The organism is Bradyrhizobium sp. CSA112 (assembly GCF_029051645.1).
Lineage (GTDB): Bacteria > Pseudomonadota > Alphaproteobacteria > Rhizobiales > Xanthobacteraceae > Bradyrhizobium.
On the sequence record NZ_JAACFS010000042.1, the window covers coordinates 1 to 19,959 of the forward strand.

Annotated in this window: 18 protein-coding genes and 1 pseudogene; 13 read left to right on the forward strand and 6 right to left on the reverse strand. The window is 61.7% G+C overall.

What is annotated here, in order from left to right; all coding sequences use genetic code 11:
• The 11 genes from GWE18_RS36710 to GWE18_RS36760 all read left to right on the forward strand — a co-directional run.
• The coding region (locus GWE18_RS36710; protein ID WP_275190533.1) for a hypothetical protein at positions 1–310 on the forward strand (310 nt) is incomplete at its 5' end.
• Between the two features lie 99 nt (positions 311–409).
• Positions 410–1,129, forward strand: coding sequence for a cyclic nucleotide-binding domain-containing protein (locus GWE18_RS36715; RefSeq protein ID WP_108521781.1), 720 nt, complete (start codon positions 410–412; stop codon positions 1,127–1,129).
• A 403-nt stretch (positions 1,130–1,532) separates the two neighbouring features.
• Positions 1,533–3,155, forward strand: a complete 1,623-nt coding sequence (ccoN, locus tag GWE18_RS36720; protein ID WP_108521779.1) for a cytochrome-c oxidase, cbb3-type subunit I — start codon at positions 1,533–1,535, stop codon at positions 3,153–3,155.
• Positions 3,156–3,166: 11 nt separating this feature from the next.
• On the forward strand, positions 3,167–3,901 hold the full coding sequence (gene ccoO / locus GWE18_RS36725) for a cytochrome-c oxidase, cbb3-type subunit II (RefSeq protein WP_057854472.1): 735 nt from the start codon (positions 3,167–3,169) through the stop codon (positions 3,899–3,901).
• A gap of 11 nt (positions 3,902–3,912) precedes the next feature.
• A complete protein-coding gene (locus GWE18_RS36730; protein ID WP_057846728.1) occupies positions 3,913–4,077 on the forward strand; it encodes a cbb3-type cytochrome c oxidase subunit 3 in 165 nt (54 codons plus the stop codon).
• 6 nt (positions 4,078–4,083) lie between these two features.
• Positions 4,084–4,953 carry a cytochrome-c oxidase, cbb3-type subunit III gene (gene ccoP, locus GWE18_RS36735; RefSeq protein WP_108521777.1) on the forward strand — a complete coding sequence of 290 codons (870 nt, stop codon included), beginning with the start codon at positions 4,084–4,086 and terminating at the stop codon, positions 4,951–4,953.
• A gap of 78 nt (positions 4,954–5,031) precedes the next feature.
• Entirely contained in the window at positions 5,032–6,495 is a 1,464-nt protein-coding gene (gene ccoG, locus GWE18_RS36740; protein ID WP_275190534.1) for a cytochrome c oxidase accessory protein CcoG, read from the forward strand.
• The gene (locus GWE18_RS36745) at positions 6,492–7,013 is read left to right on the forward strand and encodes a FixH family protein (protein WP_213251451.1); all 522 of its coding nucleotides are present in this window, start codon (positions 6,492–6,494) and stop codon (positions 7,011–7,013) included. The genes ccoG and GWE18_RS36745 overlap by 4 nt, the downstream gene beginning before the upstream one ends.
• 11 nt (positions 7,014–7,024) lie before the next feature.
• The gene (locus GWE18_RS36750) at positions 7,025–9,217 is read left to right on the forward strand and encodes a heavy metal translocating P-type ATPase (RefSeq protein ID WP_275190535.1); all 2,193 of its coding nucleotides are present in this window, start codon (positions 7,025–7,027) and stop codon (positions 9,215–9,217) included.
• Complete coding sequence (gene ccoS, locus GWE18_RS36755) at positions 9,217–9,405, forward strand: cbb3-type cytochrome oxidase assembly protein CcoS (protein ID WP_108521769.1); 189 nt, start codon at positions 9,217–9,219, stop codon at positions 9,403–9,405. Before GWE18_RS36750 ends, ccoS begins: the two co-directional genes overlap by 1 nt.
• Before the next feature lie 150 nt (positions 9,406–9,555).
• Entirely contained in the window at positions 9,556–9,963 is a 408-nt protein-coding gene (locus GWE18_RS36760; RefSeq protein ID WP_275190536.1) for a DUF6455 family protein, read from the forward strand.
• 33 nt (positions 9,964–9,996) lie between these two features.
• Here GWE18_RS36760 and hemN read toward each other — a convergent pair.
• The 4 genes and pseudogenes from hemN to cobU all read right to left on the reverse strand — a co-directional run bounded on the left by hemN (position 9,997) and on the right by cobU (position 15,765).
• A pseudogene (gene hemN, locus GWE18_RS36765) lies at positions 9,997–11,343 on the reverse strand (oxygen-independent coproporphyrinogen III oxidase).
• 2,423 nt (positions 11,344–13,766) lie between these two features.
• Positions 13,767–14,399 carry a 5,6-dimethylbenzimidazole synthase gene (gene bluB / locus GWE18_RS36770; RefSeq protein WP_108521767.1) on the reverse strand — a complete coding sequence of 211 codons (633 nt, stop codon included), beginning with the start codon at positions 14,397–14,399 and terminating at the stop codon, positions 13,767–13,769.
• On the reverse strand, positions 14,399–15,187 hold the full coding sequence (gene cobS, locus GWE18_RS36775) for an adenosylcobinamide-GDP ribazoletransferase (protein ID WP_057854141.1): 789 nt from the start codon (positions 15,185–15,187) through the stop codon (positions 14,399–14,401). Before cobS ends, bluB begins: the two co-directional genes overlap by 1 nt.
• A 74-nt stretch (positions 15,188–15,261) precedes the next feature.
• A complete protein-coding gene (cobU, locus tag GWE18_RS36780; protein ID WP_108521761.1) occupies positions 15,262–15,765 on the reverse strand; it encodes a bifunctional adenosylcobinamide kinase/adenosylcobinamide-phosphate guanylyltransferase in 504 nt (167 codons plus the stop codon).
• Positions 15,766–15,895: 130 nt separating this feature from the next.
• On the opposite strand from cobU, the gene cbiB reads away from it, so the two are divergent.
• Together cbiB and cobD are read left to right on the forward strand one after the other, a co-directional pair.
• Positions 15,896–16,837, forward strand: coding sequence for an adenosylcobinamide-phosphate synthase CbiB (cbiB, locus tag GWE18_RS36785; protein WP_275190537.1), 942 nt, complete (start codon positions 15,896–15,898; stop codon positions 16,835–16,837).
• Between the two features lie 11 nt (positions 16,838–16,848).
• Positions 16,849–17,814 (forward strand): threonine-phosphate decarboxylase CobD, encoded by a 966-nt coding sequence (cobD, locus tag GWE18_RS36790; RefSeq protein ID WP_275190538.1) that lies wholly within the window; start codon positions 16,849–16,851, stop codon positions 17,812–17,814.
• 9 nt (positions 17,815–17,823) lie between these two features.
• Here the strand turns inward: cobD and GWE18_RS36795 are convergent, their stop codons facing one another.
• A complete protein-coding gene (locus GWE18_RS36795) occupies positions 17,824–19,272 on the reverse strand; it encodes a cobyric acid synthase (RefSeq protein ID WP_275190539.1) in 1,449 nt (482 codons plus the stop codon).
• 24 nt (positions 19,273–19,296) lie between these two features.
• Positions 19,297–19,950, reverse strand: coding sequence for a cob(I)yrinic acid a,c-diamide adenosyltransferase (gene cobO / locus GWE18_RS36800; RefSeq protein WP_275190540.1), 654 nt, complete (start codon positions 19,948–19,950; stop codon positions 19,297–19,299).
• Between the last annotated feature and the right edge of the window lie 9 nt (positions 19,951–19,959).

Sequence of the window (19,959 nt, forward strand, 5' to 3'; positions counted from 1 at the left end):
GTTTAAGAATCGGCTTCAGGGAGGGTTTCTTCGTGGCGATCTTGCTCTGTTCAACAGGCAGCTTAAGTGGGAGCTGGCTAGCTGCGGGCTTGGTCAGGCCTTGATAATGATGCTGACCACCGGTACGAGCAGGCTGACTGTCCGTTCAGGGGATGGTGCAGCAGGCCCGAGACCAGCGATAGCTGGGCGCCTCGATCTGGAGCGCGTCAAGCGAGGTGCCGTGGATCTCAGTGGCAAGCTCGAGCTCGCGCCCTTAACGACCTACGCGGGGCGCGGAACGACGCAGCTTCAGGGCGTCTCCGGCGATTGATCTGCATCAACAACACCTCATCCCTACGGACGCTACACTGCATCGACCGGCAGGGAAACGCGCCCATGAGGCGCCTGCAGGCGGCAATCGGAGGGACGTGTGAAGATTTCGGTTTTGGGGGAAGGAACGCGTTGTCGATTGTGTCACGATTGCACGGCGAGGGGCTTTGCCATCTGCGCAGCGCTCGACAAGACCGAATTGCGCGAATTGGCGCAGCTGTCGCGGCATGTTCGTTTTGAATCAGGCGCCACCGTGTTCGCACAGGCAAACATAGCAACGTCGTTCTTCAGCGTGCATGCGGGTACCCTGCGCCTCTACAAGCTGTTGCCGGACAGCCGGCGGCAGATCGTCGGTTTTGCATTGCCAGGCGATTTCCTCGGGCTCCCCGGCTTGCCGCGCCACGAATTCTCCGCTGACGCGATCGGCCGTGTCACGCTGTGTCAGTTCTCCAAGGAGTCGTTCGCGACATTCGCCGAGAACCGGCCGCAGTTGCTGCGCCGCATGATTGAATTGGCGGGCCGCGAGCTGGCCCGGGCACAGGAACATATGGTCTTGCTCGGACGGCGCTCCGCCGAAGAGAAGATAGCGAGCTTCCTGATCGGCTGGCGCGACCGACTGAGTGGAATTGGACGTGGTGGAGAAATTATGCCGCTGCCGATGAAAAGGCTGGACATCGCGGATCATCTGGGGCTCACCATCGAGACGGTGAGCCGTACCTTCTCGAAGCTCGAACGTGATGGTGTGATCCAAACCTTTGCGAGTGGCGTCGTCCTGTTGGATACCCCGCGCGCCGAAGCCTTGTCTGCGGGCATAAGTTGAAGCGCGTCGCGTTGGGTTCTTTTGTCCTAGTTTGATCAAGATCAAAGACGCCTCTGTTGAAACGGCGATATATTCGCATCAGCTTCAATGGAGGTCGTCATGCCCGCCGATGCGCTCTTGGTTTCCGCAGCCGTCATCTCGGTCTTCGTGATTTTCGCCGCTGCTCTTGCTTGGGCCAGTGTCCAATCACCAAGGTCGCATCAGGCAACACCGGGAGCGCGCAAGCGTCGTCCATTCTGATTCCTTCAGGCAGCCGCTGGAGCGGGTGCAAAATGCCCGCCGGTCGTGGGGGTAGCTGATCGGGTTGATCTCAATCAAGGACAACACAGCGAGACCCGGGCTGACGGGGCAGGCGCCCATGCAAAGAGAATCACACATGCAGCAAACTCAATCCACGAAATGGATGACCCACGGCGAAGCCGGGCTGATGCTATTCTTCGCGATGGCAGCCTTCGTCTGCGCGTTCGCAGCCGCCAAGGCGCTGGACGCGCCGTTCGCGTTTCATGCTTCGCTCGCTGCAGTGGCGAGCGGCGTCGCCTCCTTCGCCATCATGAATCGGTATCTCGACCGCCCCGCGTCGCTGCCGCCGGAGGAGATCAGCGGGAAGCCGAACTATAATCTCGGTCCGATCAAATTTGCCTCCTTCATGGCGATGTTCTGGGGCATCGCCGGCTTCGCCGTCGGGCTCTTGATCGCATCCCAGCTCGCATGGCCCTTGCTCAATCTCGATCTGCCTTGGACCAGTTTTGGCCGGCTCCGGCCGCTGCACACCTCGGCGGTGATCTTCGCCTTCGGCGGCAACGTGCTGATCGCGACCTCGTTCTATGTGGTGCAGCGGACCTGCCGGACGCGGCTCGTGGGCGATCTCGCGCCTTGGTTCGTCGTGCTCGGCTACAACTTCTTCATTGTGATCGCAGGCACCGGCTATCTACTTGGCGTGACGCAATCCAAGGAATATGCCGAGCCCGAATGGTACGCCGATCTGTGGCTGACGATCGTCTGGGTCGTCTATCTCGTCGTGTTCGTGATGACGCTGGTGAAGCGCAAGGAGCCGCACATCTTCGTCGCCAACTGGTTCTATCTCGCCTTCATCGTCACCATCGCCGTGCTGCATCTCGGCAACAACCTGGCGCTGCCGGTGTCACTGCTCGGCTCGAAATCCTACATCGCCTGGGCCGGTGTGCAGGATGCGATGTTCCAGTGGTGGTACGGCCACAACGCGGTCGGCTTCTTCCTGACCGCCGGCTTCCTCGCCATCATGTACTACTTCATCCCGAAGCGCGCGGAGCGCCCGGTCTATTCCTATCGGCTCTCGATCATCCACTTTTGGTCGCTGATTTTCCTCTACATCTGGGCCGGCCCGCACCATCTGCACTACACGGCGCTGCCGGACTGGACGCAGACGCTCGGCATGACTTTTTCTGTGATGCTCTGGATGCCATCCTGGGGCGGCATGATCAACGGCCTGATGACGCTGTCGGGCGCCTGGGACAAGCTGCGCACCGATCCGGTGCTGCGCATGCTGGTGGTTTCCGTGGCCTTCTACGGCATGTCCACCTTTGAAGGTCCTCTGATGTCGATCAAGGTGGTGAACTCGCTGAGTCACTATACGGACTGGACCATCGGCCACGTTCACTCCGGTGCGTTGGGGTGGGTCGGCTTCGTCTCCTTTGGTGCGCTGTATTGCCTGGTGCCCTGGCTGTGGGGCCGCAAGGAACTGTACAGCCTGAAGCTCGTCAACTGGCACTTCTGGATCTCGACCATCGGCATCGTGCTCTACATCTCGGCGATGTGGGTCTCCGGAATCCTGCAGGGCCTGATGTGGCGCGCCTACACCTCGCTCGGCTTCCTCGAATATTCCTTCATCGAGACGGTGGAAGCGATGCACCCGTTCTACGTCATCCGTGCCGCCGGCGGCGCGCTGTTCCTGATCGGCGCGCTGATCATGGCCTACAATCTCTGGATGACGGTGCGGGCAAGCGAGGCGGACGTCGGCACAGAGCTCGCGTTGCAGGCGGCGGAATAAGGAGCGATCGGATGTCCTTTTGGACCCGCCATCAAATCTTCGAGAAGAATTCCATCATCCTGATCGCGGGCATTCTGGTTGTGATTGCGATCGGCGGCCTGGTCGAGATCACGCCGCTGTTCTACCTGAAAAGCACGATCGAGGTGGTCGATGGCGTCAGGCCCTACACACCGCTCGAACTGGCAGGCCGCAATATCTATGTCCGCGAGGGCTGCTATCTCTGCCACTCGCAGATGGTCCGGCCGCTCCGCGATGAGATTGAGCGCTATGGCCACTTCTCGCTCGCTGCCGAGAGCATGTACGACCATCCATTCCAGTGGGGCTCGAAGCGCACTGGGCCGGATCTCGCGCGGGTCGGCGCAAAGTATTCAGATGAGTGGCACGTCACTCACCTGACCAATCCGCGCGCGATTGTGCCGCAGTCGGTGATGCCGGGCTATCCGTTCCTCGCCCAGACCGAGGTCGACACCGCTGTTGTCGCCGACAACCTGAAGGCCAGCCGCATCGTTGGGGTGCCCTATTCGGACGAGCAAATCAAGAACGCGGTCGCCGACCTGAAGGCGCAGGCCGATCCGGATAGTGTCGGCACCGACGCGTTCGGGAAACGGTATCCAAAAGCTGTGATCCGCAATTTCGACAGCAAGGCCGGTGCGCCGACCGAGATGGATGCGCTGGTCGCGTATTTGCAGATGCTCGGCACGCTGGTCGACTTCAAGCTCTACAACGAAAAAGCCAATCTTCGCTGAGAGGCAGGACGATGAAAGCAATCTTGATCGTTCACAACATCGCGTCGGACCTCGTCACCAGTGTGTGGACGCCGATCTTCGTCGGCCTGTTCATTGCGATCGTGATCTACGCGCTTTGGCCGCGGAACCAGGCGGTTTTCGACCAGGCATCTCGGATGCCGTTGCGGGAGGACTGAGAGGTCATGGCGGAAAGCGAACTTGACGAGGTTTCCGGCAAGACCACCACCGGTCACCAGTGGGACGGCATCAAGGAACTCAATACACCGCTGCCGCGCTGGTGGCTGATCACCTTCTACGCCTCCATCCTGTGGGCGATCGGTTATTGGGTGGTGTACCCGGCCTGGCCGCTTCTGTGGAGCTACACCAGGGGCGCGCTCAACTATTCGACGCGCGCCGCGGTCGGCGTCGAGCTTGCAATTCTGGAAAAGATCCGCGGCGACAAGATGATTGCGCTGGGTGCTGCTTCGCTCGCCGATATCGAAAAGGATCCGGCGCTGCTGACGCTGGCGCGCGCCCGCGGCAAGGCCGCGTTCGGCGACAACTGCGCGCCGTGCCACGGCTCGGGCGGCGCCGGCGCAAAAGGCTATCCCAACCTGAACGACGACGACTGGTTGTGGGGCGGCTCGCTCGACCAGATCGTGCAGACCATCCAATTCGGCGCGCGCTCGGGTCACACCAAGACCCATGAGGGCGCGATGCTCGCCTTCGGCAAGGATGGCATCTTGAAGCGGGACGAGATTGGCACGGTCGCCAACTATGTGCGCTCGCTCTCGGGCTTGCCGACGCGCCAGGGTTACGATGTCGCCGCCGGCGCAAAAATTTTCGCCGAGAATTGCACGAGCTGCCATGGTGAGGCGGGCAAGGGCAACCAGGAGCTCGGCGCGCCCAATCTCACTGACAAGATCTGGCTCTACGGATCGGACGAGGCGACCCTGAGTGAGACCATCACGAATGGTCGGGCCGGCGTGATGCCGGCGTGGGTGGGCCGGCTTGATCCGTCCACCATCAAGGCGCTGGCGGTCTACGTCCACACGCTCGGCGGCGGCAAGTAGCGGAGCAAAGGGAAGCGGCGTTGGGTTTGCGCTGGATCAACCCGGCAGAGAGGGAGGAGACTAAGAGAGCACGGGCCCATGAACAAAATCATCCAAACAGACCCCGACCAAGTCGAAGATGTTGGGCCGCTTTACGCGGCCCGCAAGAACGTCTACCCGCAGAGTGTTTTTGGCACCTTCCGTCGGATCAAATGGGGCCTGATGGCGTTCTGCCTGGGCGTCTACTACTTGCTGCCCTTCGTGCGCTGGAATCGCGGCCTTGGCGCCCCAGATCAGGCGGTGCTGATCGATCTGCCGAACAGTCGCTTCTATTTCTTTTTCATCGAGCTGTGGCCGCAGGAGGTCTATTACTTCACCGGCCTCCTGATCATCGCCGCGCTCACACTATTCCTGATGAATTCGGTCGGCGGCCGCATCTGGTGCGGCTATCTGTGCCCGCAAACGGTCTGGACCGACCTGTTCTATGCGGTCGAGCGCCTGATCGAGGGCGACCGGCGCGAGCGCATGAGGAAGGCGGCTTCCGCCGATCCCCTAAAACTCGGGCGCGTCTCCGAAATCGTGCTCAAGCATTCGATCTGGCTCTTGATCGCCTGGTGGACGGGCGGCGCCTGGGTGCTCTATTTCACCGACGCGCCGACGCTGGTGAAGGAGCTCGTCACCTTCCAGGCGCCGGCGATCGCCTATATCTGGATCGCGATCCTCACCGCCACGACCTATCTGCTCGCCGGCTTCATGCGCGAGCAGGTCTGCGTCTACATGTGCCCCTGGCCGCGTATCCAGGCGGCGCTGACCGACGAATGGGCGCTGAACGTCACCTATCGCTACGACCGCGGCGAAAAGCGCATGTCGGTAAAGAAGGCGAACGAGCTGCGGGCGCTCGGCCTGCCTGCCGGCGACTGCCTCGATTGCTATCAATGCGTGGCGGCCTGCCCGACCGGCATCGATATCCGCAATGGCCCGCAGATCGATTGCATCCAGTGCGGCCTGTGCATCGATGCATGCGACAACGTGATGAAGAAGATCGGCGGGCCGACTCGGCTGATCGGCTACGACAATGACATTAACATCCAGCGCCGGATGGCCGGCGAGCCGCCGATCTACCGCATCGTGCGGCCACGCACGATCATCTACACCGCGCTGATCGCACTCGTCGGTGGGATCATGCTGTATGCGCTGCTCACCCGTTCGCTGCTCGACATCAACGTGCTGCACGATCGCAACCCTGTCGCGGTGAAGCTTAGCGACGGCTCGATCCGCAACGCCTACACGGTCCGTTTGCTCAACAAGCGCGGTTTTGACCGCGTGGTGACGATCGACGTCGATGGTCCGCAGGATGCCGTTCTCCACGTAGTGGGCGACGATTCGATCACGCCCGACCGGCCAATGGTCGTGCTCGGGCGCGACGGCACCACAGAATTGCGTGTGCTGGTGACTGCTCCGTCGGAGAAGAATACCGAAAAATCGATCCCGACTAAATTCCGGATCACCGATATCGGTCTCGGCGAGGTCGCTTCCGCGATCGACAATTTCGTCTCGCCATGAGAACAAGTGGAGCTGTCGTGAACAGAGCCAGTGCATCGCCAAAGCCGCTCACCGGCCGCAAGGTGCTTTTCATGCTGCTTGCGTTCTTTGGCGTCGTCATCGGCGTCAACCTCACCATGATAAGGCTTGCTTCCATGACGCTGCCCGGCACCGAGGTCGACAGCGCCTATGCGGCGAGCCTTGCCTATGAGAAGGAGATCGCCGCCGCACGCGAGCAGGATGCACGCAGCTGGAAGGTGGACGCGCATCTTGCGCGCAGTGCGGACGGGGACACGGCGCTGGAAGTCAAGGCACGCGACGGGAGCGGAAAGGCGCTGACCGGACTGAAATTCACCGGTCGCCTGGAGCGGCCGACCGACCGGCGGGCGGACCGGGTGATCGCGCTGTTGGAGGTGACAGGCGGCATTTATCGGGGCAGCGGCGGCGCCGTCGGACCGGGGCAATGGAATCTGGTGCTGGAAAGCGAAGCCGACGGCCGGCGTCTGTTCATGTCTAGGAACCGCGTGGTACTGAACTAGGGGAACGCGTCATGCAGGCGACACGGGACTTTTCGCATTATGTTAAGCATCTCGGCTCCGGAGTGGCGCATATTGACCTCGCTGTCGAAGGCATCAGCTGCGCCGGCTGCATCTCGAAGATCGAGCGTGGCCTTTCAGCCATCCCGGACGTGACGCTGGCGCGCGTCAACCTGACCGACCGCCGTGTCGCGCTGGAGTGGAAGGAGGGCGCGCTCGATCCGGCGCGCTTCATCGATTGCCTGGTCGAGCTCGGCTACAAGGCCTATCCGTTCGAGGCTGTCACCGCTGAAGCGGCAGAGGCCGAGAACTCCCGCTTCCTGCTGCGCTGCCTGGGCGTTGCGGCGTTCGCGACCATGAACGTCATGATGCTGTCGATCCCGGTGTGGTCCGGTAATGTCAGCGACATGCTACCAGAGCAGCGCGATTTCTTCCATTGGATATCGGCGCTGATCGCGCTGCCGGCCGCGGCCTATGCCGGCCAGCCCTTCTTCCGCTCCGCCTTCAACGCGCTGCGCAGCGGCAACGTCAACATGGATGTGCCGATCAGCATCGGCGTCATCCTGGCGCTCGCGACCTCGATCGTCGAGACCATCGGCCATGCCGAGCACGCCTATTTCGACGCGGCGATCATGCTGCTCACCTTCCTCCTGATCGGGCGCTATCTCGAACAGAACATGCAGCGGCGAACCCGCGCGGTGGCCGGCAATCTCGCCGCTCTGAAGGCCGAGACGGCGACCAAGTTCGTCGGTCCAGACGAGATCTCCGTGGTGCCGGCCGCAGCGGTCAAGGCCGGCGACATCGTTCTGCTGCGGCCCGGCGAGCGTTCGGCGATCGATGGCACGGTCATCGACGGCAGGTCGGAGATCGACCAGAGCCTGATCACGGGGGAGACGTCGCATGCGGCGGTCAAGCCGGGCAGTGCGGTCTACGCCGGCTCGCTCAACATCTCCGGCTCCTTGCGCATGCGCGTTTCCGCCGTCTCCGAAGGCACGCTGCTTGCGGACATCCAGCGGCTGCTTGATCACGCCGTGCAGGGCCGCTCGCGCTATGTGCAACTTGCCGACCGTGCCTCGCGCCTCTACGCACCGGTGGTGCACGCGACGGCCTTCCTGACCATGATCGGCTGGTTGATCGCCGGCGCCAGCGTCCATGACGCCATTATCACCGCGATCGCCGTTCTGATCATCACCTGTCCCTGTGCGCTGGGGCTTGCGATCCCGACGGTGCAGACAGTGGCGTCGGGCGCGATGTTCCGCGCTGGCGTGCTGCTCAATTCGGGTGATGCCATCGAGCGCGTCGCCGAGATCGACCGTATCATCTTCGACAAGACGGGAACGCTGACGTTACCTGAGCTCGATGTGGTGAACTCGGCGGCCGTGCCCGCCGATGTGTTCGAGCTCGCGGGCCGGCTTGCGCTGGCGAGCCATCACCCCGTCGCCTCGGCGCTGGCGCGCGCGGCCGGCGCGAAATCGCCGCTGCCCGGGATCACGGAACAGCCAGGGCAGGGCGTTCGCGGCGTTCTTAAAGGTGAAGAGGTGAGGCTTGGAAGTCCAACTTTCTGCAAGGCCGATGATCTCGCGAACGAAGTCCTGAGCCGCGATCCCGAGGTTTCCGTCGTTGCCTTCGCGCGTGGTGAAAAACGTTATGTGTTCGCGGTCTGCCAGAGCCTGCGGCCGGACGCGCGCGCGGTCATCGCGGCGCTGCAGAAGCGTGGCGTGGCGGTAGAAATTGTTTCCGGTGACCGCGAGCCGGCGGTGCGCGCCGCGGCTGAGATGCTTCAAATCCCCGAATGGCGCGCCGGCGTCACGCCCGCCGACAAGATCGCCCGGATCGGGGAACTGAAGCGGCAGGGTTTTAAAGTCATGATGGTCGGCGATGGGCTCAACGATGCGCCGTCGCTGGCGGCGGCGCATGTCTCGATGTCGCCGATCTCGGCGGCGCATTTGAGCCAGGCGACGGCCGATCTCGTCTTCCTCGGCAACCGCCTCGCGCCGGTGATTGCCGCGGTAGACCATTCGCGGAAATCGTTGCGCCTGATGCGGCAGAACCTCTATCTCGCGGTCGGCTACAATTGCCTCGCCGTGCCGATCGCCATTCTGGGCTTCGTGACGCCTCTGATCGCGGCCGCCGCGATGTCGGGCTCCTCGATCCTGGTGATGCTGAATGCGCTGCGTGCGCGAACTCTCCCGCAGGAGAATCTGTGATGGAGGTGATCGTGTTCCTGGTGCCGCTGGCGCTCTTGCTCGGCCTGTTCGGGCTGCTCGGATTTCTGTGGTCCCTCAAGAACGGCCAATATGACGATCTCGAGGGAGCCGCCTGGCGCGCGATTTCTGACGACGACGAAACGCAGGCTCCACGCCGCGTCGAGCTGAGGTCGGAATCGCGACCGTAATGCCTCGTCGTTGCGCGTCCCGGGATGCTTCCAATTTTGATCTGACGCAATACGGTCGGCTATTCGCCCCGCATACTTGACGTGCTCAAACCGTACCGGGAGGGTACTATGGCATCGGCTATAAGAAAGGAATCGATCGGAGGTAGGCTCATGGGCAGGTTTTCGGAGTGGCTCGGCCGGCTCCGTGATACCGCCGACCTCCGCGCCCTTGGAGCCGCCGAGCTCGATTGCATCGCGCGCGACCTTCGCGTCTCACCAACGGAGCTCGAAACCCTCACTTACCGTGGGCGGCGCGGCGCTGATGAGCTGTCGGGACCACTCAAGGCGCTCGGCATCGACGAGACGGCCATTGCGCGCAAGGAGCCGGGCGTGCTGCGCGACATGACGCTGGTGTGTGCACTGTGCGCCGAAAAGACCCGATGCAACCGCGAGATAGAGGCGGAAACAACGGCGCAGCACCTTCATGAATACTGCGCCAACAGCTACACGATCGATGCGCTGCGGACGAAGCCAAAGCCAGATGCGATGGATCTCGTTCGTGGTCCGAGCTGCTGCTGACAAGCTACAAATGGTCTAAGGGCCTCTCGGTCTTTAGACCGCGCGACTGTGCACGCCTGTTGACCGCGAAAGGTGAGCATCAAACGCTGAGGCGAGCTACGCACCAGGAATTCCGATCCTTCGCTGACGGTTAGCCGACCTTGAGACATTGTCGCGACTCCGTCGGCTAAAAGCCGGTCGATTCGGACGCGATCGACGACTGCTGTCCGTGGATCCCGACGATGGATGCGGGATATCTGCTCCAGGTCAACGGTCAAATCGCATGATCCGCTCGATGATATCAGCGCGGAAAAGGTCATCCTCGGTGAAAGCATAACCCTTCACCGTGGCTAGCCGGCCCTCCGCGATGCGGTTCAGGTAGTCGCGGATGGCCACCACGTTCTGGACAAAGCCGTGTGGCATCCGACCGATCGCGCTCGCCCCGAGGCCGATGAGTGTGTCAGCGCCGTCATCGGTGTAGCCCTGGAAATTGCGCCGCAATCGGCCATCGCTGCGCCGTCGCGAGCGCATCGTCTGGGAGCGCGAAGTGATCCAACCCGATGCGCACATACCCCGCGTCCTGAGGGGCCTCTGCGATGGTCTCGGACTGAACGTGTCGCTCGACACTGTCAGGTAAGCTCTCCTCCGCGATCTTGCGCTGATGCTTCTTGAATGAGGGGACGTGCGCGTAGCCGAACACCGAAAGCCGGTCGGGGCGCAATTCGACGCACTTGGCAATGCTGTCTAGACAAGAGCTTACCGTCTGAAAAGGAAGACCATAGAGAAGGTCGAAGTTGATCCCCCGCACACCTGCCCGGCGAAGCCTTTCGACTGCAGCTGCCGTCTGCTCGAAGCTTTGCAATCTATTTATTGTGCGCTGCACTCTTGGGTCGAAGCTCTGGACTCCGAGGCTCGCGCGGGTGACCCCGCAGTATTCTAAAGCCTGCGTCAGGTCGTTGATCAGAGTTCGCGGATCGACCTCAACGGCAATCTCGGCATCCGGAACCACGAAAAAGATACAGCGCAAGGCGTAAGCGAGATCGACGAGCAGTTGCGGAGCCATGATGGTCGGAGTGCCCCGCCGAAGTGCAGATGCGCGACCGGCAGGCTTTTCTCTATCGTGTCCGCGACTAGTTGCGCCTCCCGACGCAAAGCTGCGACGAACGCGGCGATCGGCTCCTCGTGCTCGGCCACCGATGTATGGCATCCGTAGTACCAGCACATTGAGCGACAGAAAGGTATGTGAAAATAGAGCGAGACGGGTCGGTGGGCCGAAACCGATCTGAGCCAATGCCGATACACCTTCTCGCCGATTGCAGAAGAGAAGTGCGGGGCTGTTGGATAGCTGGTGTACCGTGGGAGCTTGTCTTGCCCGTAGATGTCAGCCAAATCCGATCGCATATTCGAGTTCCCCCCATTCCTAGCCACATAACAGCCTAGCGCCAACTGGACTTTGCGCTGGGTCAGGGAGTATGACCGGCGAGATCAGCGATTCAAAGCCAATGGGCTTGATCGTCAAGGTTGTCGTTGGTAGTGTTCTAAATCACCGGGAAACTATCAATTTGGGAATGTTTTTCGATGGCTCCCCGACAGTCTGCTGCATTGTCGCATCCCGGATACAAAAATCCGGATACGGAGCAGCGTGCACTTCTAATCGGATTGGACGCTACCGAAAGAACTATTGAAGGTGATCACTCCTTTCAGCGAGTAGGGAACTGCGCTTTTCAGCGTCGCTACGCTCTGGCGCAAGCCCTGCTTCCTGCTCACCGTGAACGTTACCGCTGCGTCTGGCGCAGGACGAAGTGGACTAAATCTCAGCGACCGCAATGCCGCTGGTCGCCGAGAACATCGCCATGCATCCGATGATTGGCGCCGACATGGCGTTCGGCGTCTCCGAAAATGCGCGCGTATAGTTCATAGGCGTTCCAATTTGCATTCACGCGGAGGATAGGCAGATGCGTGGAAACTTGACGACCGAAAAAGCCCGACGCACTTTGCAAGGGGGAAGCAAGAGGTGCGTCGGGCTGCAACCTGGAGGTTGCGGGCATCGGCACGGGTGAACGTCCGTGTCCACGCCCAACATCATCTTTGCAAATGACGTGCCGCTCGAAGGCTGTCGATGATGTGCGTCTAGTCGGCCCGGGGCACGGCCGCGCGATATTCTTGGATTGAGAATAGTGTCGCAATTACCACGTTGCCGAGTGAGACTTTGTCGGCCATCAAACAATCATGGGCCATGATGAGCCGGGTGCCTCGCCGTTTGCGAGCCGTGTCCGTGCAAGCCTCGATGATTACCTTCGCACCAGCCGTCGGCCAACGCGCCCCCTCAGCGGTCTTTCGCGATTGAAGCCCTAAACGCGCAATTGTGAGATTTCCGCGGCGTGCCCTGGCTGATCCGTAAAAGCAGCGCAAGCCCGCAGCGGGCCTTGCAGGTGGGAAAAGGGCCGAGGCCGCGCAAAAAAGTCGGCCACCGCGAGGTCTTGATAGAATAGATTGCTATGAGGCCAGAGCTTACGCTAGTCATCAGAGCGTCCGGCGCGAACGACGCGATTTAGATCAAGGCCGCTGAACGCATGTCTTTATGTATCAACAGTATAGATGCATCCCATCAAAACAATCGATTTCACCAATTTTACGGAATGCTGCATAGAAAAAGCGCATAGTCTGGTGCAAATGGCCGCACACACTCGGCGTCATTTCCGTCGTGGATGACGATCAGTCGGCGGGTGTAGCATTGACGGACAGCCTCTTTTCCGTGGGTCCATCTCAGAAGCATGATCTTGGTGACCGTCCTAAGATTACGTGAGGGAAGAACTGACGCCGTTGTCGACCTTCCCGCGCAGCGTTGGGCCGAATTCCCTGAATAGAGCAGAAGGAAGCGAAGCCAGATTTCATTTGGAACGGATATCGGCCTTCCCGGCTAAAGTTAACGGCGAATGCCCTCGCCGTAAATGAACCGTCGGCACCCTCCCTCTGCCGACGGAAGCTGGTGCGATGTGTAACAGCGTCGCTCCTCCCAGACTGACTTCCGCCCGGCCGCCGAAAGGGGGCCGGGCATTTTTTACTATGGCGAGTATGAGCGCCAGCTTGCAGATCTTGCATTTGATCTCACTCACGCCCATGAATTCAGGGGTTGGCCGCGTCCTCGCACCAATCCATCGCTAAATCAGAACGGCCCATCGGATTAGTTGATGTCTGTCACCGGCCTATTACTTCGCAACGATACTGGGACGGCAGAAAAGCGTTTTGTCAAGGACAGGCATGGCATTACCACTAAGTGCGTTGATTCAAATAGTTGTGGCTTCGTACAGCTGAAGTGGCGACCGGGTATTATTCTTTCCCGTCGAATTGCGAGCACACTGATCGATCATCGTGCGAGCGAACTCTGGTAGATGGCTGCGGGTGGCTTCTCACGCGCTCTACCCATCATTGCTGGGCGATCGATGTCGGTTAGCGCCTAGCTTTAAGCGCGAGGCCCACCGGTTTCGACGGCAGCCAGCAACAGGCGCCGCATCGGTCGCGCCGATCCGGGGCCTCAACCCGAACGAGTTTCTCGCTTCTTAGGTGCGCACGGGGTATTGCGAGCGAACACAGCCGTCCGGAACTGGAAATTTTCTCTCTCTCTCTCTCTCTCTCTCTCTCTCTGGAAAAACATCGCGGCCCGGGTCTGCAGTGCCAGACAAACCAGTGTGGGGCCAATATCTAGCCGAGAGGAATCTAACGTTGCCCTTCGGCCAATCGCCAGGTCGTTAGTCCTGGTTGGTTGACCTACACGACGTTAACACGCGACGAAGGCTCCGGGTGGAAACTTGAAATTCTGGGCGCTAGCGTCGAGTGGTAAATTCCTTCGCCGATCGCCGATATTCCCAGTTGGCGCGCTCAAGTTCGGGTCGATCAAACTCTTTCTGGGGATAGCCGACGCAGAGATAGCCGATGAACTTCCAGGACTCCGGCACTTCAAGAACCTCGTGGATGCGAGCCGGGTTAAGGATCGACACCCAGCCAAGTCCGATGCCGTCTGCACGTGCGGCGAGCCACATGCAGCAGATGGCGGCGGCGACGGAGTATTCGACCGCATCCGGCATGGTTGCACGCCCGAGGCGATGCCCCATATCGTTCGTCTTGTCCGCGAACACGGCCAGGTGACCCGGGGCCTCTTCGAGACCGGCGAGCTTGAGGCTCGCATACCGCGCCGCGCGTTCGCCTGAATAAGAATGCAACGCATCGGCGTTGCAGGCCCTGAAATCCTCGACCACGGCACTGCGCCTTGCGTTGTCTTCGACGATCACAAACCGCCAAGGCTGGCTCAGGCCGACCGACGGGGAAAGGCAGGCGATCTCAATCAGCCGCTCCATGGCGCCGCTCGGCAGAGGATCGGGACGAAAGCGCCGCACGTCGCGGCGCCACACGAAGAGCTCGCGCAGTTGCCGGCGAAAGGCTTCATCGAAAGCGACCATCAGGGTCCTGGTTCCGTGTGAAGGAGGGCAGCTGTCATCAGCAAAACCACGATCTCGCCAATCTGTTCGAACGCACCCAATATATCACCTGTCTGTCCGCCGACCTGCCTCGTGGCAAGCCACGCCAGTATCAACCCGGCCAGTGAGAGCAAAATCACTCCGATCAACGCCTTGCTCGGCCCGGAACCGAAAACGAGGCAAAGAGCCCCGAGAGCAAATGCAATGGCGGCGCTTCGCCCCGGCGGCCGTCCGGCTCGGGCCGAAAGCCCATCCGATCGCGCCGGCGGAATCAGCCACATGAAGGCGGGCATGCCGGCGCGCGCCGCCGCATGTGCAACCGAAAGCGCGGCCGCGATCGACATTGGCTCGGCGATCGTTTCGAGCGCGCTCCATCGCAAGATGAGCGATGCGATAAGCGCGCACGCGCCGTAAGTACCGATCCGGCTGTCGCGCATGATCTCGAGCTTCCGCTCGCGCGTCCGGCCGCCGCCGAGCCCGTCGGCGGTATCGGCAAGGCCGTCCTCGTGCATCGCGCCGGTGACGAGAACCGTGGCCGCTAGCGCCAACATGGCTGCAGGGCTTGGCGTCAAGCCCACCTCGCGTGCGATCCAGTAGACCGCCGCACCGGCAAAGCCAACCAGCAATCCTGCCACTGGCAACGCCCAGCTCGCGCGGGCAACATCGCCATCGCTGACCGGCGTCGCCGGCCCGAGAGGCAGAAGCGTGGAGAGCGAAATGGCGATTCTCAGGTCAGTGACGATGCCCCTGAGAAGCTCGAAATGATGCATGTTTCTTCATCCCTCGAACCGTCAACTCGCTCGCGCTCACCCGACGACGCGTCGCAATTCCGCCAAGCGCGGCATTACTTCAGCTTCATCGGCAATCCTGCCACGACGAATTCGACCTCGTCCGCAACGGAGGCAATCGTCTGGTTCAGGATACCCGCCGCGTCCCGAAATGCGCGCGCCAGCGCATTATCCGGCACGATACCGAGCCCGACCTCGTTCGTGACCATGATGACCGGGCTGCGCTGGCGGGCAAGCGCGTCAGCGAGCAGCGAAGCCTCGTGCGACCAGTTGCGTTCCGCGTGGAGCAGGTTCGACAGCCACAGCGTGAGGCAATCGACCAGCCTTGCGCCACCGCCATCGGTTTCGATCAAGGCCTGCACGAGATCGAGCGGAACCTCGCGCTCGATCCAGTCCTTTCCTCGCCGCGCGCGATGCTTCGCTATTCGCTCGCCCATTTCCTCATCGAGCGCCTCTGCCGTGGCGATATAGACGGGCTGTTCCGGAAAAGCGCGGGTGCGGACTTCTGCGCGTAGGCTTTTGCCGGATCGGGTGCCGCCCGTGATGAGTATGATGGCCATGACGTCCTCCGCTTAAGGCCAGCACTAATCACCAATCTTCGACAAAGACAAAGGTGAAATCAGGCGATATGGGGCTTGCCTTGATACCGAATTCTTGTGCATCAGGATCAGACAGGACGGGAGACGATACGTGGGCTTTGCAGGAGCGATGGTGGTGGCGATGACGGTGGACGCCCTGTTGGGCTGGCCCGACGCACTGTTCGCCCGCGTGGGGCATCCCGTCACTTGGCTCGGCAGGCTGATCAACATCCTCGATGTTCGCTTCAACAGGTCCATCGACCCGCCTGGAATCCGGCGGATTGCTGGCGCGGTCGTGGCGCTTTTCGTGATTGGGCTTTCGGCCGGCATCGGATGGTCGGTTCAAGCCGCGCTCGCGTTTGAATGGAGCCGCATCGTCCTGCTGGGAATCCTGGTATGGCCCTTGGTCGCACTTCGTTCGCTTTATGATTATGTGGCCGCGGTTGCGCAGCCCCTGCAATCCGGTGATATCGCAACCGCACGTGCAGCGGTCGCGCACATCGTGGGACGCGACCCCGCAGCTCTCGATGAGGCAGGTATTGCGCGCGCGGCCATCGAGAGTCTGGCCGAGAACGCCTCCGACGGCATCGTCGCGCCGGTGTTCTGGGGGACGTTGTTCGGGCTTCCGGGCATCATCGGCTACAAGGCGATCAACACGCTCGATTCCATGATCGGTCATCGCACGGAGCGGCACGGATCTTTCGGTTGGGCTGCCGCGCGCATCGACGATTTCGCAAATTTGATACCTGCACGTCTCACCGGTTGTCTGTTCATGCTGGTTGCCGGGCGGCCTTCGGATGCCATGTCGTGCATGGTGAGGGATGCGAGCCGCCACCGATCGATCAATGCCGGTTGGCCGGAAGCAGCCATGGCCGGCGCGCTCGGCGTACGGCTCAGCGGGCCGCGCATCTATCACGGAAGTACCGCCGACGAACCCTGGCTCAACGAGGGCGCGCGCGATCCGCTTGCCGCTGACATCTGGCAAGGGTTGAAGCTCTACGTCCGCGCCATGGTCCTGTTGGCCGGTGCGCTTGCGATGATGGCTCTCGCATAACGGAGAAGGCTATGCTCGAGCATGGTGGCAATCTCGATCTCGCCGTGCAGCGTTTCGGCGGGCGTGCGCAGGACTGGATCGACCTTTCGACCGGGATCAATCGGCAGCCCTATCCGGTGAGCGAGATTGAGCCAAGGCATTGGAGCGCGCTGCCCTCCCGATCCGACATCGAGTCCCTCCATCAGGCTGCTCAGCAGGCGTATGCCACCAAGGCGCCAATCGTGGCGCTTGGTGGCGCACAAGCGGCCATCCAATTGTTGCCGAATCTTTCATCGTGCGGCAGGGCGCGGATTCTTGCGCCCACCTATAGCGAGTACGCAGCAGTTCTTGCGGCCGCAGCCTGGGACGTGGCAGAGGTTTTTGATCTCGAAGGGTTGGTGGGTGCCGATCTCGCCGTGGTCGTCAATCCCAACAATCCAGACGGCCAGCGCCATGATCCGAACGAACTGCTCGCGCTGATGCCGCGCGTCGGTCGACTCGTGGTCGACGAGAGCTTCGGCGATGCCGTCCCCGACCTGTCGCTGGCACCGGAGGCGAAACGGCCGGGGCTGTTGATCCTGCGCTCGTTCGGAAAATTTTACGGGCTTGCGGGACTACGGCTCGGCTTCGCGCTCGGCAGCGAGGCCGATGTCGCGGCGCTGGCGGCGATGGCAGGTCCATGGCCGATTTCGGGTGCTGCGATTGCGATCGGACGGCGCGCCTTGCTTGATCGCGATTGGACGAAGGCGACCTCCATGCGGCTGGCACGCGACGGCGTCCGGCTGGACGCCGAAGTGCGATCGCAGGACTGGCAACTGGTCGGTGGCACGCCGCTGTTCCGGCTCTATGAGGCCGGCGACGCGCGTGCCGCGCAGGAGCGGCTCGCACGGGGCCAGATCTGGTCGCGCGTATTTGGGCAAAGACCGGGATGGCTGCGGCTGGGATTGCCGGGTAACGAGACCGAATGGGCGCGGTTTGCTGCCGCGCTCTCGCGTTGATCACCAACCTCAGCGTGCAAGCGCAAGCAGCCCTTCGACGTCGAGATGGGCGTCGACATGATCGGCTAGCGCGTCGAGTGCGCTCTCCACTCTGGCGCGGTACTGCTGGTCCGTAGCCGGAATGTCCAGTCGTGCGAGAAATGAGCCGCGGAAACTGTCGGAAGCAAACAGGCCGTGCAGATAGCTGCCGTACACGCGTCCGTCGCTGGAAACTGCGCCTTCCGGTGCGCCAGCAGATGAGGCGAATGGCCGTGCTCGGTCCGGCCCGTCGGTGCGCCCGATGTGAATCTCATAGGCCTCGATCGGCCGGTTCGTCGCGGCGTGAACCGCCGTGACGCGCGTAAGAGTCTTTTGTGGCGTCATCACCGTCGTTACGTCCAGGAGTCCGAGGCCGGGCGTTTCTCCCGCGGGTCCCTCGATACCTTCCGGATCCTGCACACTGCGTCCGAGCATCTGGTATCCGCCGCAGAGTCCGAGCACATGACCGCCACGACGATGGTGAGCAAGGAGATCAATGTCCCAGCCTTGGGCGCGCAGGAAGGCGAGGTCGCCACGTGTCGACTTCGTGCCGGGAAGGACGACCAGCGTGACGTCACCTGAGATCGCTTCTCCCGGCCGGACCATCACGAGGTCCACGTCGGGTTCGAGCTTCAGCGGATCAAGATCGTCGAAATTGGCGATACGCGACAGCGCGAGAAAGGCGATTCTGCACTTGCCCGGCTTGTGCGCGCCGGCAAGCCCCAGGACATCTTCGGCCGGAAGCTCGTTGGCGCGGGCGAAGTAGGGCAGGACCCCAAAACCCCGCCAGGATGTGCAGGTTTCGATCAGCCGATAGCCATCGTCAAACAGGGAGGGATCACCGCGAAATTTGTTAATGACAAAACCGCGGATCATGGCGGCATCCTCGGGATCGAGCACGGTCTTGATGCCGACGAGCTGCGCAATGACGCCGCCGCGGTCAATGTCGCCGATCAGCACGACCGGGACCTCGGCCCTGCGGGCAAAGCCCATGTTGGCGATATCAGCGCTCCGCAAATTGACTTCGGCGGGGCTGCCGGCGCCCTCGACCAGAACTAGATCGGCGCGATCCTTCAGCCGGGCAAAACTCTCGAGAACCGGCGCCATCAGCGAGGGTTTCATCGCGGCATATTCGCGTGCGCGCAACGTCGCCACGCGGCGCCCCTGCACGATGATCTGGGCGCCGATATCGGTTTCCGGCTTCAGCAAGACGGGATTCATGTCCGTGTGCGGCTCGACGCCTGCGGCTTGCGCCTGTAGTGCCTGTGCGCGTCCGATCTCGCCGCCGTCGATAGTCACGGCCGCGTTGTTTGACATGTTCTGCGGCTTGAAGGGAAGTACCCGATGTCCGCGGCGGGTCGCGGCGCGAGCAAGGGCGGCCACGATGAGCGACTTGCCGACGTCGGAGCCGGCTCCCTGGATCATCAATGCGCGCGCCATGGAATCGGATTCTCGCTTGCTTCGTCAGAACTCGATGCCGGGCTGCGCCTTGATTCCGGATCGGAAGGGATGCTTCACGAGCGTCATCTCCGTGACGAGGTCGGCAGCGTCGATCAATTCCTGCTTGGCATTGCGCCCGGTGAGGACGACGTGCGTCATCGGCGGCTTTGAATTCTTGAGGAATTCAACGATTTCTCCGATCTCCAGATAGTCGTAGCGAAGCGCAATGTTGATCTCGTCGAGAACGACCATGCGCAAGGCGTGATCGGCGATCAGCTGTTTGGCCTTCTCCCATGCGGCGCGGGCGGCAGCGACGTCGCGGGCGCGGTCCTGGGTTTCCCAGGTAAAGCCTTCACCCATCGCATGGAACTGGCACAGTTCACCAAAATGTTCGGTCAGGAGACGGCGCTCGCCGGTATCCCACGCACCCTTGATGAATTGCACGACAGCGCAGGGAAAGCCATGCGCGACGCACCGCATGATCATGCCGAAGGCCGAGGAAGATTTTCCCTTGCCTGCGCCGGTGTGGACGATGATGAGTCCCTTCTCTCCACTCTTGGTGGCCATCATCCGGTCGCGGGCGGCCTTCTTCTTCGCCATTTTGGCCGCATGGCGGGTATCGAGCGAGGCCTCGGCGACGACAGCTTCCTCCTCAGCGGCATCCGGTTCGGAAATCATCTGCACGTT

Excerpts from the sequence above, each read along its gene's own strand:
- ccoS (WP_108521769.1), top strand. The coding sequence starts at position 9,217 with ATGGAGGTGATCGTGTTCCTGGTGCCGCTGGCGCTCTTGCTCGGCCTG.
- bluB (WP_108521767.1), bottom strand. The coding sequence starts at position 14,399 with ATGGTCGCTTTCGATGAAGCCTTTCGCCGGCAACTGCGCGAGCTCTTC.
- ccoG (WP_275190534.1), top strand. The coding sequence starts at position 5,032 with ATGAACAAAATCATCCAAACAGACCCCGACCAAGTCGAAGATGTTGGG.
- GWE18_RS36730 (WP_057846728.1), top strand. The coding sequence starts at position 3,913 with ATGAAAGCAATCTTGATCGTTCACAACATCGCGTCGGACCTCGTCACC.
- cobS (WP_057854141.1), bottom strand. The coding sequence starts at position 15,187 with ATGCATCATTTCGAGCTTCTCAGGGGCATCGTCACTGACCTGAGAATC.
- GWE18_RS36795 (WP_275190539.1), bottom strand. The coding sequence starts at position 19,272 with ATGGCGCGCGCATTGATGATCCAGGGAGCCGGCTCCGACGTCGGCAAG.
- cobO (WP_275190540.1), bottom strand. The coding sequence starts at position 19,950 with ATGATTTCCGAACCGGATGCCGCTGAGGAGGAAGCTGTCGTCGCCGAG.
- cobU (WP_108521761.1), bottom strand. The coding sequence starts at position 15,765 with ATGGCCATCATACTCATCACGGGCGGCACCCGATCCGGCAAAAGCCTA.
- ccoO (WP_057854472.1), top strand. The coding sequence starts at position 3,167 with ATGTCCTTTTGGACCCGCCATCAAATCTTCGAGAAGAATTCCATCATC.
- cobD (WP_275190538.1), top strand. The coding sequence starts at position 16,849 with ATGCTCGAGCATGGTGGCAATCTCGATCTCGCCGTGCAGCGTTTCGGC.
- ccoP (WP_108521777.1), top strand. The coding sequence starts at position 4,084 with ATGGCGGAAAGCGAACTTGACGAGGTTTCCGGCAAGACCACCACCGGT.
- ccoN (WP_108521779.1), top strand. The coding sequence starts at position 1,533 with ATGACCCACGGCGAAGCCGGGCTGATGCTATTCTTCGCGATGGCAGCC.
- GWE18_RS36750 (WP_275190535.1), top strand. The coding sequence starts at position 7,025 with ATGCAGGCGACACGGGACTTTTCGCATTATGTTAAGCATCTCGGCTCC.
- GWE18_RS36745 (WP_213251451.1), top strand. The coding sequence starts at position 6,492 with ATGAGAACAAGTGGAGCTGTCGTGAACAGAGCCAGTGCATCGCCAAAG.
- GWE18_RS36760 (WP_275190536.1), top strand. The coding sequence starts at position 9,556 with ATGGGCAGGTTTTCGGAGTGGCTCGGCCGGCTCCGTGATACCGCCGAC.